A 14,830-nucleotide genomic window follows, 5' to 3' on the forward strand; every position below is an offset into this window, starting at 1 on the left:
CCATAACCCACATCATGATGTACACTGATTTGTCAGTGTTTCGCGTAGCCAAATATTTGCAGATCTTCTACCTGCGTTTTGCTTTTTATATGTTACCGTTTCTCGCTCCATTGCGTTATGCCAGCGATCAATATATTCGCTTAAGAAACCAGCAAGCGTTGGGCGGCTGATTCCGAAACAAACTGTTTTAATCCAACGTTTATCATCTGGTAATAAGTTGATATCCAACCCAGCCGCATTAGAAAAAAAACCATCGAGTATGCCTGCTGTACTATTACTTATTAGGAAACTTTTATCATGGTTTTTTACTGCAAAAGTTTCCTGATTGCTTGCCTCTGGTTTCCTGCTGGTTTCCTTGTGGGTTTCCTCTTTAAAAGCAGATATAGACTGGCTTTCCCTATTATATGAGCGATTAAAGTTTCCAGCGTTGTTTCCTGATTTACCCTGAAAGTTTCCAGTTTCCTCTGCTAGAGGTAGGAAACAGGAAACTTTAGCATTAGGGCAATTCTTAGATAACACTTTTTGCGCTAAATGTTGGAAGTTACCCATCTTTTTTTATATCTCCAAGTCCTTTGGCTTTTTTAAGTACTTTGCTGACATAGCCCTTCGATAAACCTAGTTCACCAGCGATTTCTATTTGCTTCATATCCTCATTAGCGCGTTCAATAATTTTTTGATAATTGTTTTGTTCAAGTGATTCGTATTTCCAACCATCTTTCGTTATCCAGCACCTTATGGGGTTTACATCATCACCCACCATCCCACGCGCTTTTTCAAAATGAAGTTCAAAACATGCCCCCTCAGATGGTTCGTAATCCGATGGGTGCCTCAGGGCTATAACCGTATCTAAAACATCCTCTCGCTTGCTGGTTCCTCTTTGGTTGCCATTTTTTCCTGCATGGTGGATAAACAATACACTTTTTCCTTGTTTCCTCAGCGATAACGCCCATTGTTGCAAGGGAATCCAGCTTTCGGCTTCATTCTCTTTAGCAGAGCCGCCTAAGGTTGAAATATTATCAACGATAATTAAATCAGCCTCATCAGTATATTGGAGGATAGACTCCTGACCATCCGTGGTACTTAAATCCGGCATAAAATCACCCTGTAAATCAGGTGTAATAAAAAATGGTTGAATCATTTGTTCATTAGCGGGCATTCTCTGTTCAATTTTAGCCAAACGTTCCTGCATCGTATTTGCTGGCATTTCTCCGTCAATATAGAGCACTCTTACTGGCTTAGTAGCAGTGAATGACAGGAATTTTACTCTGTATGCAACAGCCATTGCTATCTCAAGGGCAAAAAATGTTTTACCGACACCGCGTTTGGCGTAGACCATGCATAACCCCCCTCTCGGCAACCAAGGGTCTAACAGATTCTCACGTGGGGGTAAGTCCATGCTTAAAAGGTCACTCAGGCTAACAGCCTTTACTTGTAGCTCCTCTGTTTCAATAGAGTTCTGTAATATATCCAAATTGGGAGTGCTCATATTTGTCGCTCCACTGAACCTAAACATAACCAAAGGTCATTGAAGTCGTTGAATTTTTTGCTAGCACTGGGTGGAAATTTTGGTTTTATGATTGTTGCGTTAGCCGCTCTTGCCGCTTCTCGCGCACTCAGGAGACCAACTTGATCAATATCCGCGCCTATTACAATCTCTGAGACTGGTAAATGTTGGCGAATGTTAACAGCTACTGGTTTTAAATTACCTGCATTGCAGGCAGCGATAACGCACGCCTCTGGATATAATTGTGCTAGTGCGCCACCTGTTGAGAACCCTTCGCAAATCAGTATTTTTTTTCTATCGACTGGTTGGTGTTGGATGGGTATAAAATGCCCTGCGATAACACCATTAGATAAAAACCACTTATCACCATTTGATGCAATCATCTGGAGACTATGAAAATTACCATCAAAATTTATGACGGGAAGAACAAGGTAACTTCCTTTTTGGTGAGCATAAAATGGTTTGATACGTTTCCGAACCAAATAAGGGTGGACAGGATCAGCAGGCAGACAACCATAAAAAATATGTTTTGCCAGCCTTGCAGCTTCTGCTTGTTCACTAGCTCGCTCTTCTGCGCGTTGGAGTTTTGCCTTCTCCATCTGTTGTTTGTATTCTTTGTATTGGCGATTACTCATGGATTCTCGCCTCTTGGAGCACCATTTATGAGTTACCCCCTCTTTCCAACTGCCAAACATGCCACAGGGTGTATTGTCTGCGAAAACTGTATACCAGCCATTCTTAGATCCGCGCTTATCGCCTTGGATATAAAATCGCTGTAACTGTCCGTCAGCAATAATACAATCTGGGGGTGTGACTCCATTTGTGAGCATTGCTGCTTGGAAATTTTGAATAACTTGGTTAAAATCCATCTCTGTTACTCCTATGTAACATACATAATTGGTGGCAGGCTTCGTTCAGGTGGCCTTGGATGTAAATCTGCCCCATTCCATACTTGGTGCTCTGCTTTAAAAGCCTGTATACGAAAAAAAGGAGAGTTAATTTTGCATATTGCTTTTGCATAATTCCTCCTCTTTTGACTTATTCTCTATTTTTGCGAGGTTTTCAGCCCATTCCTCAAGCTCTTTTCTTAAGTACATTGGACGCTTGCCGAGTGGTGATCTAGGCTTAGGAAAACCTGGGGTTTGCAGTAACTCGTAAAACTTTGTGGCTTTCACCCCCAAAAATTTTTGAGCTTGGTTTGGATAAAGTAATATTGATAATTCATTCATAATCTAATCTCCTAAATTGGCTTCTTCTTCGAATATTTCTCAAGTATTCGTTGGAGTGATTATGAACGGAGGCGGATGCTAAGATAATGCCCGACAACCTGAAAAATCGAAGCTGTCGGGAAGGGTATGAGTTGAACTAAGCCATTACAAAGCGAGTGCTTATTTTGGACAGAATGTTGTTGGTTCCTTTGCAATCAGGATTGTATATAAATAAAAGTGGTACATTCATTTGCTGTCTGGGAGGCTTCCATAGGTCATTTTTTTTAAATTTCAAATAGTCTTTATTGATTTCTTCATATACTCGCTCTGTCACAATATGAACATACTTATTTAATTGCGTAGGTGAGCCAGTTTCCAATAATCCCATTTTTTTGCCCATCCAAAATAAGCTATTGATAGCATACCGTCTGAAGTAATTAGGCGAAAATGTTTTGCCATTTTTGAACTCAAGCTTTAAAAACGACTCAAAAAAAGATATTAACTCATCTAAATTTTCCACAAATTCATCGAGTTTTGGCTCTGTTGAGGTTATAAATAGCATTAAGAGTAGAACATTGTCTGGGTTGTGGCGGACTAATATCTTTTTCATCTGTTTAAGTAATTTAATGACATCTCTCACCCATTCTTTTTCTTCAGGCAAATTAAGCTGCTCACACCAAGTAGCCAGCATATTTGCTCTATACCATGGCCGAGTTAATGCCATCACAAACTCTCTCGGTAAGTTTGCATTGAGCAATGTAGCTAATTCCTCACCAGTCTTCTCGTTTATTTTAGCGGTATCCTTAAGGCATTTCATCATGGTTTCATCTAAACGCTGGCCAAGTATGGTCTGCTCAAACTCCGATTTATGTTCATGTATTATTGGCTCCATTGTATTCCCCCTATAAGCATATTGAGCTATGATTAACGTTTTCTTTTTCTAATAACCAGTTGCTATACCAATCCATCAATTGTTTACGCTCTTGCTTAAAATCAGCACGCAGATAAACGCCACGCACCCCCTGCACTTTATGTGCAAGCTGAGCTTCGATGGCATCGGTTCTAAAGTTGCTTTGTTCATGCAGCACACTTGAAGCCAAAGAGCGAAAACCGTGAGCTGTATGTCGGTTTTTATAACCAGCATTATGTAAAAGCTTACGCACACTGGTTTCACTAATAGGTTGAGATTTTTTAAGCGCGGGGGAGCTAAAAAGATATGGTGTAAATCCCGTGATTAATCTTAGTTCTTTCAATAAGCTCAGGACATGAGGCGTTAAAGGCACCCAGTGAGGCACCCCCATCTTCATTCGCTCTGCTGGGATATTCCATTCTGCATTTTGTAAGTCAAACTCACACCATTTTGCCTCACGTAATTCAGATGGCCTTGTGAATACATGAGCCAGTATCTCCGTATACAACTTTATAATTTTTGAGCAGTTATTATTTTTGAGAGCAGCCATCATCTCATGGGCTTCAACTGAGCTGATCGCTGGTTGATTTGTGGCCTTTGGTTTGGGAATTAGAGCTTTTTTAAGACCCACGAATGGATAATTTGTTGTAAGAGATGCTCCCATAGCAAACTCAAAAGTGGCTTGCAGCCTTGCATATAGCCGATGCGCCACATCATGGTGGCGTAAGTCTTCATGTGGTTTGATAATATTTAATAAATCAGCTTTGGTTATTTCATCTATGGGTTTATTACCAATGAGCGGCAAAATATCCCGTGAGAGGCTTTTTGAGTGGCGGTTACGTGCAAAATCTTTCCACGTGCCTTTGTATTTCTGAAACCATTGATCAGCGACAACTTCAAAAGTTATTCTTGCTTGTTCAGAATCAGAATCATTCGATCTGGGATCAATACCTTTGTTAAGCATGTCTCGATAGGTTAAGGCGATATTACGAGCTTCTGCCAAGCCAATGCTTAAATAATTGCCAATTGTGATTGTCTGCGGCTTTTTGTTCCATTGGAAACGGAAGATAAATACTTTATTGAGTTTCTTTTTGCTTGGTCTTAACTCTAATACTAAACCATCACGATCAGCATGGCGTTTTCCATCCTCTATCTTTAAAGATTTAATCTGTGAATCAGTCAACATTGTAACTTACCTCAACTATGCAACAACCTTGGAAGAGGAGGTAAAAAACCTTACCCAAAATCTTACCCAAAGTTCTCGCGGTTAAATGCGAAAATTAACGAATAGTTGAGAAGGATTTGAGAAGAAGAAGTCAATGTTATTTTATTATTTATCAATCAGTTACGTACTGTTTCGAGCCTTTACGCACAATTACAAAATGTGTAATTGGTGCCCAGGGCCGGAATCGAACCGGCATGGTGTTACCACCGAGGGATTTTAAGTCCCTTGCGTCTACCTGTTTCGCCACCTGGGCAATCGATTATGGAGGCTGAGGCCGGAATCGAACCGGCGTACACGGCTTTGCAGGCCGCTGCATGACCACTCTGCCACACAGCCTCAATTAATACTTCTAGATCTTTCGTAACTCTAAAAAAAAAGCGACTTTTTGTCGCTTTAATTTGGAGCGGGAAACGAGACTCGAACTCGCGACCCCAACCTTGGCAAGGTTGTGCTCTACCAACTGAGCTATTCCCGCGTCTCTACGGGGTGTGATTCTACCGAAATTTAATACCCTGTCAATAATAAAATTAATTTTTTTTCGTTAATTCTGGCCAAGCAATTGCCAAGTAAATAATCATCGACCAAATCGTTAAAATTGCTGCCACATAAAGTAAGACAAAACCAAAAATACCACCCCAAGTATCCGTCGGATTAAAAGCGAGCAATAAGAACAAAGCTATCATTTGTAAAAATGTTTTTATCTTACCCACATAACCTACGGTAACACTCGCTCTTCTGCCAATTTCAGCCATCCATTCCCGTAATGCTGAAATAACAATTTCACGTCCAACAATGACCATAGCAGGGATAGTAATGTAATCAACTTCCTTAGCTCCTACTAATAGCAGTAAACTTGTGGAAACCAATAATTTATCTGCAACAGGATCAAGAAAAGCGCCAAAAGGAGACATCATCTTGAGTTTACGTGCCAAATAACCATCTAACCAATCAGTAAAACTTGCTGCAGCAAAAATACTTGCTGCCAACATATGCGCAAATGAAACCGGCAAATAAAAGACAATAACAAATACTGGAATCAGCAAGATCCGCAGTAATGTTAATAAATTCGGTAAACTGGTTAATGTACTCAACGCTTGATACTCCCTTTACATAAACGAATTAAAGCAACTCCCATCCTATGAGTAGCCCCAAAATTAACCTAGCCTGAATGAGCGAAACAGAGTCCTATGCCATTAAGTTAAGTGTATGTAGATTGCCATCCCCGCGCGGGCGGGATCTAACTCTAAATCGAAAATCAAAGTCAATTTAGAAAATGGATTCCTGCCTACGCGGGAATGCCAAAGCTCCTTAACAGTGTCCCGTTATCCCCTATTCACTGGGAGAGGAAACTTTTTTACTTAATGGTGCACAGACTCATCTGCACCCAAACTACAGAAAGGCTATGTAAGCGGTTAACTACTCTTCGATAAATTTAAAAAATCTGCTATTTGTTTATAATCATAAAATACTACAATTGCACCAGCGGACTTAAGGGCAGCCTCTTCTTGTTGATGGTAAATATCTATTCCTACAGCAGTAACTTGAGCACTTTTTGCCATTTCCATATCGGTCAGTGAATCGCCTATCATTAGAGTTGTAGCTGTAGTTCCCCCGTATTCTTCAATAATTTCTTCCAACATTTGCGGGCAAGGTTTTGCGGGAACCTGTCCTGCAGAACGAGTTACTTTAAACAGTGCATCAAGACCCGTAGCCTGCAAGGCGCGAAACAAGGATTGATGTCCTTTATTTGTTGCAATTGCCAGGTTTATCTTAGCCTCATGCAATTGATAAATCAGTTCGCGCACACCCGGCATCAAACAAACATCAGATGAACGAGAATTCAAGGCCAACTGTACGGCCTGTAATAATTGTTGATGTTGCGTTGCTGTCAAATTGGGGTATGTTTTCCTCAAAGCCTGTACTAAACCCAAATCAACATATTTTCTCGCTTGGGAGGGATCAAAATCACCAAACCCCAGTAAATTCGCTTCTGTAGCAACTACATGTAAAATTATCCCTAAAGTATCCGCAATAGTACCTTCCCAGTCAAATACTACCAAATCATATGGATTGCTCATTGCTCACTACGCTCCTCGCACGTAATTGTTTTAGTGCGGTAGAAAAATGGTTATCTGCATCAGCTTGAAACAAATGCTTTGTGCCATTCAATTCAAATTGAATAGATCGTGCATGTAAAAAAAGACGATAATTCTTATTATCTATCCCTTCGATTTCTCCTGCAAGTGCTCCATATTTTTTATCTCCAACAATAACATGTCCTAAATGAGCGCTATGCACACGAATTTGATGTGTACGCCCCGTTTTGGGACTGGCTTCAACCCAACATGCCTGTTGATAATTTTCAAGAAGCTTAAATGCTGTCTCAGAAGCTTTTCCTTCTTCTTTAACCGATACAATGCGCTCACCTGATTTTAAAATGTTTTTTTCAAGCGCAGCACGAACAGTCACTTGTTTTTTATTTTCCCAACGATGTGTCAGTAATGCCCAATAAGTTTTTTGCACTTCACGTGACTCAAGCAGCGCATGCATTGCTCTGAGAATACTTCTTTTTTTAGCTAACAAAAGACACCCTGAAGTTTCCTTATCAAGCCGATGAATTAATTCCAAATAATGTAAATCATTCCTGGTTTTTCTCAACGCTTCAATTATTCCAAGACTCAAACCGCTACCACCATGAACGGCGATACCTGCTGGCTTGTTAATTACCAAGAAACAAGAATCTTCAAAAATAATGCTTTCCTGCAGACGTTTTGCCAAGGTGTCACCGACAAATACCTCTTTTGGTTCTGACAGGCGAATCGGAGGAATGCGTACACTGTCTCCAGCATGCAATCTCGAATTCACTTGTGCTCTTTTTTTATTAACTCGAACTTCTCCGCCGCGTATAATCCTATAGATATGGCTTTTGGGAACACCTTTTAAAATACGAATCAAGTAATTATCCAGACGTTGCCCTTCTTCTTCATTACTGATTTCTTTATAACTTACTTCACTCATTGTCAATAAACCTGTTTGCTGGACGTGATTTTTTTGATATGATCACCTGTAGCGTGGGAAAATTTCCATGCAACCGAATTATAACGCATTTAATTAAAAAGCGTGACTATTTACTTTAAAGTATATGCTAGTCATTGAGGAAATGGGGTCTAACTCAGCCTAAATGAATAATTACGTGTTTAATATAGTTAAATAAAAAATAGCGCTTCTATTTAAGCTTAAAGATATAAGGAAGCGACCCAAATGCCAGAGATAAATTGAGCATATTTTTGACAGAAACCTACGCATGCCAGACATGCTTTATACCGATTACGAATTACTTCAGGGCTTTCGCACGCCTTTGGCTTCATATTTCAACCCGTTTGATTTGTAACCAGTATATTTCACAGTATGCACCTCTCATCAGATCTCTTTCGAAACTCTCTGCAGGAAGACAAATAGGAAGTGAGACGGAGCACAGAATCGGAATGTACGCATCAGTACATGAGGGTTCGAGCACCGTACCGACCGCACTGTTGTCCTCTGCTGTAGCGTTTCGAAAGAGGTCTATTAAGCAGGGAGCAGGCGTAAAGTCTGTTTACAAGGCTATGGGTTCGCCTAAAGATCACATCGCTTATTGTTCAATTCCAGATTCTACTGCTCTATTAACTACTTGCGGTGAAGCACCCGGGTTTTCAAACATTGCAACAAAGCATACTAATGTGTGCAACGAAGCACGGAAAATCCCGACATCAGCCAAAAGCGAAGAAATATCAGTAAATCCTGGGACCTGTTTACAATTCGCCAGATTGAGGGGCAAAGCTTTGATTTTCGAGCCCTGAAGCGCAGCATACATCAAAGTATGTGAGCATCGGAGCTCAGAAAATCAAAGCATTCCGACTCAAGACAGTAGAGTTGTAACTGGTCCAATTGAACCTCTAAGGTATTTTGAGCCTTATATTAGGACTTGTTTATAATTCGCTAGATTGAGTCGCAAAGACTTGATTTTCGAGCCCTGAAGCTCAGCATACATAAGTATGTGAGTATCAGGGCACAAAAAATCAAGTCTTTGCGGCCAAGATAGTAGAGTTGAAACAGGCTTATCTCAACTTAAATGACTGCGCCCTAAATTATGGGGTAATAGATGGAAAAAATGTTAATCAATGCAATACAAACTGAAGAGGTTCGTGTTGCACTTGTGAAAGACCGTTATTTATTTGACTTGGATATTGAATGTCCTGGTGAAGTGAAAAAAAAGGGAAATATCTATAAAGCAACCGTTACCAGACGAGAGCCAAGCCTCGATGCTGTTTTTGTAGAGTACGGTTCTAAACGTCAAGGCTTCTTGCCTCTTAAAGAAATCGCACCTGAATATCTAAGCAAAAATCCCGAAGAATTTGGCGATGAAAAACCTCCGATTACTTCGTTAATCCGTGAAGGCCAGGAATTACTGGTCCAAGTAGACAAAGAAGAGCGCGGCAGCAAAGGTGCTGCACTGACTACCTACATTACTTTAGCAGGTTGCTATCTGGTTCTGATGCCTAATAATCCTCGCTCAGGAGGTATATCGCGACGTATCGAAGGAGACGAGCGTGATGAGCTGCGTGAAACTCTCAATGCACTGACTTTGCCCGAAGATATGGGGCTTATTATCCGCACTGCAGGTGTAGGTAAAAGCCAAGAGGAATTGCAAGATGACCTGGATATGCTGTGCAATCAATGGCAATCAATCAAACAAGCTTATAATACAGAGCTTGCTCCTTGTTTGATTCATCAAGAAGGTGATGTCATCATTCGTTCTATTCGCGATAACTTACGCAAGTCAATCAGTGAAATCATCATTGATGATCAGATTTCTTATATCAAAGCCAAACAATATATTGAGCGAGTAAAACCTGAGTTTTTACCAAACCTAAAGCTCTATAACAGCAGCATTCCCTTGTTTAACTTTTATCAAATTGAAAGCCAAATAGAGACTGCATTCCAACGACAAGTTATGTTGCCTTCTGGAGGTGCTTTGGTGATCGACAGAACTGAAGCTCTAGTATCAATTGATGTAAACTCAGCTAAAGCTACAGGCGGGGCAGATATTGAAGCAACAGCCGTCAATACAAATATCGAAGCAGCTGATGAAATTGCACGTCAGTTACGTCTGCGTGATCTAGGTGGTTTGGTTGTTATCGATTTTATCGATATGAGCTCCAGTAAAAATCAACGTGATGTAGAAAATCGCTTGAAAGAAGCATTACAGGCAGATAGAGCACGTATTCAGATTGGTCGTATCTCACGTTTCGGTCTTTTGGAAATGTCTCGTCAACGTCTCAGATTATCACTAGGTGAAAGTGCTCAAGAAGTTTGTCCACGTTGTGAGGGTCGTGGCACTGTACGTAATATTCAGTCTCATGGGCTGGCTATTACCCGCCTTATTGAAGAAGAAGCATTAAAGGAAAAGACCGCTGAAATACAAGTACAACTTCCTGCGGAAATGGCAACCTTCATTATCAATGAAAAACGCAATTTCATTAGAGACATTGAAAAAAGACATAGCGTCTCAATAATGATTATCGCCAATCCCTACATGCACTTACCTCAGTATTCAATCACGCGACTAAAAGAAGATAATGTGGGTAAATCTAAAAAGCCCAGCTATACTTTAATCCAACAACCTGAATTACAGGTTGCCAGTAATGAGGCAGAATCTTCTTTACGTGATGAACCTGCGGTCAAATCATTTACAGCACATCCACCTGTAAAAAGTGCCCAAACCAGTTTTATCAAACGGTTATGGTCAAGTTTATTTAGCAGCGGACATACTACAGATTCTTTAAGCTCGGCACCACAAAGTCAATCTAAAAGAACACCTGGCCGCAATCAGCCTCAAGCAAAAACTTCCAAAGGCTCTGGGGACAGAAGATCACAAAACCGACGACGCCGGCCCAGTGGTAATCAACAGCAACGAACCAGTGCGAATACGAATCAAACTTCAGGTCAAAATCGTAGAAAAGGAAGCCAGCAGCAAGGAAATGCAAAATCCTCTGTTGCCAAAGGAGAAAGCAATAAAAAAAGAGAACCTGCAATAAAAGAATAAAGTTGAATATATTTATTTCCTGGGTGAAGATGCCCATAACCCAGGAAAAAATACACTCCGGGGTTAAGGCTATGTTTCCCCAGCCTATAAATGTATCATCCGGACAAAAATTCTAAAAACAAGGAGAGTTTTAAATGATACCCGTAAAAGGCTACGCTGCTCAAAGTGCAAAAGCTCCACTCACCCCTTATTCATTTGATCGGCGCGATGTTGGAAAAAATGATGTACTCATTGACATCCACTATTGCGGCATTTGCCATTCAGACATTCATCAAGTAAAAGATGAATGGGGCGGCTCCTTATTTCCAATGGTTCCAGGACATGAAATTATTGGTGTAGTCAGTCAAATAGGTTCAGCCGTTACACAGTTTAAGGTAGGTGAACCTGTTGGTGTTGGCTGTTTTGTTGATTCTTGCCGACAATGCGAAAGCTGCCATGAAGGGATGGAACAGTTTTGTGATACAGGAATGACTTTAACCTATAACAATCTTGAGCGAAATAGCGGTAATCTTACTCAGGGTGGATATTCTACCCAAATTGTAGTAGATGAAAATTACGTCCTGAAAATCCCTAAAAATTTACCGCTGGATGCGGCAGCGCCTCTTCTTTGCGCAGGAATAACACTTTACTCCCCTCTAAGACATTGGCATGTTGGTCCTGGAAAACGCGTGGGTATTTTAGGTTTGGGAGGACTTGGACATATGGGCGTCAAATTAGCCCATGCAATGGGGGCAGAAGTAACCGTATTGAGTCATTCACTGAGTAAAGAAGCTGATAGTAAACGCATGGGGGCTGATTATTTCTTTGCTACTTCGAATCCTGAGACTTTTCAAAAATTAACTAATTATTTTGATCTGATTATCTGTACTGTTTCCGCTAAAATCGATTGGAATGAATACATCAAACTACTTAAACGCGATGGCACCATGGTCGTTGTTGGTATTCCAGAAGAGGTCATCCCGATTAATCCATTTTCCATGATATCCAGACGAAGAAGCTTAGCTGGATCAATGATTGGAGGCATTAAAGAAACTCAAGAAATGCTCGATTTTTGCGGCAAACACAACATCGCATCTGATATTGAATTAATCCCCATACAGCAAGTCAATGAAGCATTTGAACGCGTCGTTAAAAGTGATGTTCGTTATCGTTTTGTTATTGATATAGCATCTCTATCATAAAATATTTTATTGGCAAATGTCATGCAAGAGACTTTTTGAATTAAGATCCCGGGTGAAGGGCGCACGCCTTAAACCCAGGAGCTAATAATGAGAAATCCTGGTTTTTTACACTATGTCATCCAGGTTACGGTACAGCAGTATATGATGCAGTACCAAATAAACTCAAAATTAAAAATGCCAGGAAAATAATAATAAACAAAAAGAAGAGTACCTTAGCAATACTGGTAGCCGTGGACGCAATACCACGAAAACCAAATAAACCTGCAACAATGGCGACTACCAAAAAGATGAGCGCCCACTTTAACATAATGATCTCCCTATCTAAATAAGATAATTCTTACCTTTTGATTATAGCTGAAAAATAAGCGTAATGGGCTTTGCAGTCTAAGTACAGAAAAACGAAACCCAGGCTGCAAAATCATAAATCCGTGGCAACAGGATTCACACCAATATTAGGATTGATACCGCAATCATCGAGAATTTTAAGTAAATTATTACCTTTTTTTGTTAATCGTTTAATGCAGTATTCTTCAAGATAACTTTTTAAAATGTATTCATAATCAGGGAGAGTTAAAATTTTAAGTATTTTCTCCGCCATTTCTAAATGCCGCTTGTTCGCGTAATTACATGCTTGAAATAAAACCCCCCCTAACATTGCCGCTATACTTGCTTTACGCACAGGATTAGCCAAATAAAAACGTTGGATGCATTCATCTACAGCCCGTTCTTTATCCCATGCTACCCACTCATTATAAAAGGCCATCGCAGAGTCAGAATTAAAAAAACTGCTTTGCTCCAATCCTTGAATCGCATAGGCAACCGCCACAATCGCTTGTATATTAGCCCAAGAACAATTGCCGCTGATTTGTGAACTAATCGGCATTTTTGTCAGTGGAATCAAACCCAATTGCTGATTGATCTGCTGATGAAAATAACGTCTTGGTTGTTTTTTATAAAGAAAATTCTGTAAAAAACGCTCATTGAGTGCTTCAGGAGAAGTAATTTTATAGATATTAACGCTTCCTTCCTGCAGGCTATTTTCACCTCGATCAATTTTAGCCCACCACTGACCAAAACGAATAAAACCCATGGCATGGCCGCGACTCGCTGCCGGAAGAATTAACATAGGCGCTTTTAATAACTCATTTAGTCGCTGCATATGCTGCTTATCCAGAAAAGGCAGGTGTTGATATTGCAAAAGCTCTTCTGCAAGTAAAAATGCATCGATAATAACGTGAGCTAAGGGAAAATACTCGCGCAAATGACGAGTTGAATAACTGCTGATAAAACGCCTTAAGGCATCTCTTATTACTGCAACAGTAAATTCAAGGATGAATCCCTCATAGTCCAGTTCAATAAATTCACCCTTGGCATTGACTATATCTACATCACCTTGCAATTCAAAACGATGCCCTATCAATTTGCCATTAATAAAATCAAGGGCAAAATCGAGCTTGGCTCCATTTTGATAGAGTAAGTGCTTGAGTGTTTCTTGATTACGTAATACAGGATAAACCAAAATAGATAGCCCATTGCGCGTATAGGCATTGGGATCTGCCCCATTATTTAATAATAACTGCGCCAACGCAACATCATTATTATCTACAGCCCAATGTAAAGGGGTACGTCCTGTTACATCTGCTTTATTGACGTCAACTTTGCGGGCAATTAATTGCTCAGCAATTTCAATTTGATGCGTAATCACACACTCAATTAAAGGCGTAAAGCCGTATTCATCAATGTCATCTAACGATTCTCCTGCTCGAAGGTAAGCTTCAAAATCAGGCATTCGATGACTGATTATGTCACTTGCTATTGTCATTAATAAGGACCTCTAGGTTTAGGTGTATTAGTGAATTTTGGCATATGACCTAAACGCAGTTGTTTTTCTTGTTCCTGATTGCGTCGTTCATTATCATATTCTCGTCGCGCATCAGTATTTAATGGAGGTTCAGGGTTTAAAGGAGTATCAATGCCATCAAAACGCTGACTGTCTAATGCTGGATGTTGTAAAATATTATTTTGCAACTCACCTTCAGGGCCGGGTTGAGCCTCATAGTCAGAGTGCTCACGAGCTTTCACTAATGCGATCCTTCGTTCCCCTTGCTGTTCGGCCAAACGTCTCTGTCGTTCCATAGCCTTAGTTTCAACGACTAAAAAGGACGTACTTTTCTCGATTCGAGTAGGTTTCGGAAGATCCTTTGTTTTAAGCAAAACATACACCGCGCCAATGCCACCATCTTTAGGTTGTGCACTGTGAAACGCTGCAACCTCTATGATTTGTGGCAACCAGTGATTGATTAAATTCTTGAGTAGAGGAAGAGTATTTTTAGGGCCTTCCACACCATGAACAATGAGTATGCACAGTTTATTATTTTTCACCTGCTTTTGAATAAATTCCAACAAGGAATTACGGGCGTTCTCTGGCTGTAAACCAGAAAGGTCCAGTTTTGCTTCCCAGGGAATATATCCTGTTTTTAATTCATGATATCGTTTAGCAGAAATATTGGGAGTGACATAAGATAAAATACTACTCGCAAGAACCGGCTCTTCGATATCATCGGTTAAATAATATTCATTTAGCATATTTTCAAAAATCCAATCGTGTTAATCAAAGTATAACGTACGTTATAAAAAGTAGGAGGATTTTTTTAGGGCCTATTTATAATTCTACTATCTTGGCCGCGAGATCTGGCGAATTCTAAATAGGTATTGTC

At 40.2% G+C, this 14,830-nt stretch carries 14 protein-coding genes and 3 tRNA genes; 2 read left to right on the top strand and 15 right to left on the bottom strand.

Annotated elements, in window-relative coordinates; translation table 11 throughout:
* Positions 1–12: 12 nt before the first annotated feature.
* From Ltuc_RS08840 to Ltuc_RS08895, 12 genes are all read right to left on the bottom strand, one after another.
* Positions 13–549: a hypothetical protein gene (locus Ltuc_RS08840; RefSeq protein WP_058520907.1), complete on the bottom strand. Its 537-nt coding sequence runs from the start codon at positions 547–549 to the stop codon at positions 13–15.
* On the bottom strand, positions 542–1,513 hold the full coding sequence (locus Ltuc_RS08845) for an AAA family ATPase (RefSeq protein ID WP_338011334.1): 972 nt from the start codon (positions 1,511–1,513) through the stop codon (positions 542–544). Before Ltuc_RS08845 ends, Ltuc_RS08840 begins: the two co-directional genes overlap by 8 nt.
* Positions 1,483–2,373 (bottom strand): toprim domain-containing protein, encoded by an 891-nt coding sequence (locus tag Ltuc_RS08850; RefSeq protein ID WP_058520909.1) that lies wholly within the window; start codon positions 2,371–2,373, stop codon positions 1,483–1,485. Before Ltuc_RS08850 ends, Ltuc_RS08845 begins: the two co-directional genes overlap by 31 nt.
* Positions 2,374–2,499: 126 nt before the next feature.
* Positions 2,500–2,733: a helix-turn-helix transcriptional regulator gene (locus Ltuc_RS08855; protein WP_058520910.1), complete on the bottom strand. Its 234-nt coding sequence runs from the start codon at positions 2,731–2,733 to the stop codon at positions 2,500–2,502.
* 136 nt (positions 2,734–2,869) lie between these two features.
* Positions 2,870–3,604: a hypothetical protein gene (locus Ltuc_RS08860; protein ID WP_058520911.1), complete on the bottom strand. Its 735-nt coding sequence runs from the start codon at positions 3,602–3,604 to the stop codon at positions 2,870–2,872.
* Between the two features lie 10 nt (positions 3,605–3,614).
* Positions 3,615–4,808 (bottom strand): tyrosine-type recombinase/integrase, encoded by a 1,194-nt coding sequence (locus Ltuc_RS08865; RefSeq protein WP_058520912.1) that lies wholly within the window; start codon positions 4,806–4,808, stop codon positions 3,615–3,617.
* 205 nt (positions 4,809–5,013) lie between these two features.
* A tRNA-Leu gene (locus Ltuc_RS08870) sits at positions 5,014–5,100 on the bottom strand.
* A gap of 9 nt (positions 5,101–5,109) precedes the next feature.
* Positions 5,110–5,183, bottom strand: a tRNA-Cys gene (locus Ltuc_RS08875).
* Between the two features lie 63 nt (positions 5,184–5,246).
* A tRNA-Gly gene (locus tag Ltuc_RS08880) sits at positions 5,247–5,322 on the bottom strand.
* Between the two features lie 52 nt (positions 5,323–5,374).
* A complete protein-coding gene (pgsA, locus tag Ltuc_RS08885) occupies positions 5,375–5,938 on the bottom strand; it encodes a CDP-diacylglycerol--glycerol-3-phosphate 3-phosphatidyltransferase (protein WP_058520913.1) in 564 nt (187 codons plus the stop codon).
* 321 nt (positions 5,939–6,259) lie between these two features.
* Entirely contained in the window at positions 6,260–6,925 is a 666-nt protein-coding gene (locus Ltuc_RS08890) for an HAD family hydrolase (protein WP_058520914.1), read from the bottom strand.
* A complete protein-coding gene (locus Ltuc_RS08895; RefSeq protein ID WP_058520915.1) occupies positions 6,909–7,865 on the bottom strand; it encodes an RluA family pseudouridine synthase in 957 nt (318 codons plus the stop codon). The genes Ltuc_RS08890 and Ltuc_RS08895 overlap by 17 nt, the downstream gene beginning before the upstream one ends.
* A 1,123-nt stretch (positions 7,866–8,988) precedes the next feature.
* Here Ltuc_RS08895 and Ltuc_RS08905 point away from each other — a divergent pair.
* Together Ltuc_RS08905 and Ltuc_RS08910 are read left to right on the top strand one after the other, a co-directional pair.
* The gene (locus tag Ltuc_RS08905; protein ID WP_058520917.1) at positions 8,989–10,932 is read left to right on the top strand and encodes an Rne/Rng family ribonuclease; all 1,944 of its coding nucleotides are present in this window, start codon (positions 8,989–8,991) and stop codon (positions 10,930–10,932) included.
* Positions 10,933–11,066: 134 nt separating this feature from the next.
* Positions 11,067–12,113 carry an NAD(P)-dependent alcohol dehydrogenase gene (locus tag Ltuc_RS08910; protein ID WP_058520918.1) on the top strand — a complete coding sequence of 349 codons (1,047 nt, stop codon included), beginning with the start codon at positions 11,067–11,069 and terminating at the stop codon, positions 12,111–12,113.
* A gap of 124 nt (positions 12,114–12,237) precedes the next feature.
* On the opposite strand, the gene Ltuc_RS08915 is transcribed toward Ltuc_RS08910, so the two are convergent.
* The 3 genes from Ltuc_RS08915 to Ltuc_RS08925 all read right to left on the bottom strand — a co-directional run bounded on the left by Ltuc_RS08915 (position 12,238) and on the right by Ltuc_RS08925 (position 14,699).
* Entirely contained in the window at positions 12,238–12,420 is a 183-nt protein-coding gene (locus tag Ltuc_RS08915) for a DUF1328 domain-containing protein (protein WP_058520919.1), read from the bottom strand.
* Between the two features lie 111 nt (positions 12,421–12,531).
* Positions 12,532–13,935: a Dot/Icm T4SS effector AnkH/LegA3 gene (gene ankH / locus Ltuc_RS08920; RefSeq protein ID WP_058520920.1), complete on the bottom strand. Its 1,404-nt coding sequence runs from the start codon at positions 13,933–13,935 to the stop codon at positions 12,532–12,534.
* The gene (locus Ltuc_RS08925; RefSeq protein ID WP_058520921.1) at positions 13,935–14,699 is read right to left on the bottom strand and encodes a Smr/MutS family protein; all 765 of its coding nucleotides are present in this window, start codon (positions 14,697–14,699) and stop codon (positions 13,935–13,937) included. The genes ankH and Ltuc_RS08925 overlap by 1 nt, the downstream gene beginning before the upstream one ends.
* Positions 14,700–14,830 lie beyond the last annotated feature (131 nt).

Origin of the sequence: Legionella tucsonensis (genome assembly GCF_001468035.1) — a bacterium.
In the GTDB taxonomy this organism is placed as follows: domain Bacteria; phylum Pseudomonadota; class Gammaproteobacteria; order Legionellales; family Legionellaceae; genus Legionella; species Legionella tucsonensis.

What these genes read in the sequence shown, in the direction of transcription:
- Ltuc_RS08895 (WP_058520915.1), bottom strand. Translation starts at nt 7,865, where the DNA reads ATGAGTGAAGTAAGTTATAAAGAAATCAGTAATGAAGAAGAAGGGCAA.
- Ltuc_RS08860 (WP_058520911.1), bottom strand. Translation starts at nt 3,604, where the DNA reads ATGGAGCCAATAATACATGAACATAAATCGGAGTTTGAGCAGACCATA.
- Ltuc_RS08850 (WP_058520909.1), bottom strand. Translation starts at nt 2,373, where the DNA reads ATGGATTTTAACCAAGTTATTCAAAATTTCCAAGCAGCAATGCTCACA.
- Ltuc_RS08845 (WP_338011334.1), bottom strand. Translation starts at nt 1,513, where the DNA reads ATGTTTAGGTTCAGTGGAGCGACAAATATGAGCACTCCCAATTTGGAT.
- Ltuc_RS08905 (WP_058520917.1), top strand. Translation starts at nt 8,989, where the DNA reads ATGGAAAAAATGTTAATCAATGCAATACAAACTGAAGAGGTTCGTGTT.
- ankH (WP_058520920.1), bottom strand. Translation starts at nt 13,935, where the DNA reads ATGACAATAGCAAGTGACATAATCAGTCATCGAATGCCTGATTTTGAA.
- Ltuc_RS08890 (WP_058520914.1), bottom strand. Translation starts at nt 6,925, where the DNA reads ATGAGCAATCCATATGATTTGGTAGTATTTGACTGGGAAGGTACTATT.
- Ltuc_RS08925 (WP_058520921.1), bottom strand. Translation starts at nt 14,699, where the DNA reads ATGCTAAATGAATATTATTTAACCGATGATATCGAAGAGCCGGTTCTT.
- Ltuc_RS08915 (WP_058520919.1), bottom strand. Translation starts at nt 12,420, where the DNA reads ATGTTAAAGTGGGCGCTCATCTTTTTGGTAGTCGCCATTGTTGCAGGT.
- Ltuc_RS08855 (WP_058520910.1), bottom strand. Translation starts at nt 2,733, where the DNA reads ATGAATGAATTATCAATATTACTTTATCCAAACCAAGCTCAAAAATTT.
- Ltuc_RS08865 (WP_058520912.1), bottom strand. Translation starts at nt 4,808, where the DNA reads ATGTTGACTGATTCACAGATTAAATCTTTAAAGATAGAGGATGGAAAA.
- Ltuc_RS08840 (WP_058520907.1), bottom strand. Translation starts at nt 549, where the DNA reads ATGGGTAACTTCCAACATTTAGCGCAAAAAGTGTTATCTAAGAATTGC.
- Ltuc_RS08910 (WP_058520918.1), top strand. Translation starts at nt 11,067, where the DNA reads ATGATACCCGTAAAAGGCTACGCTGCTCAAAGTGCAAAAGCTCCACTC.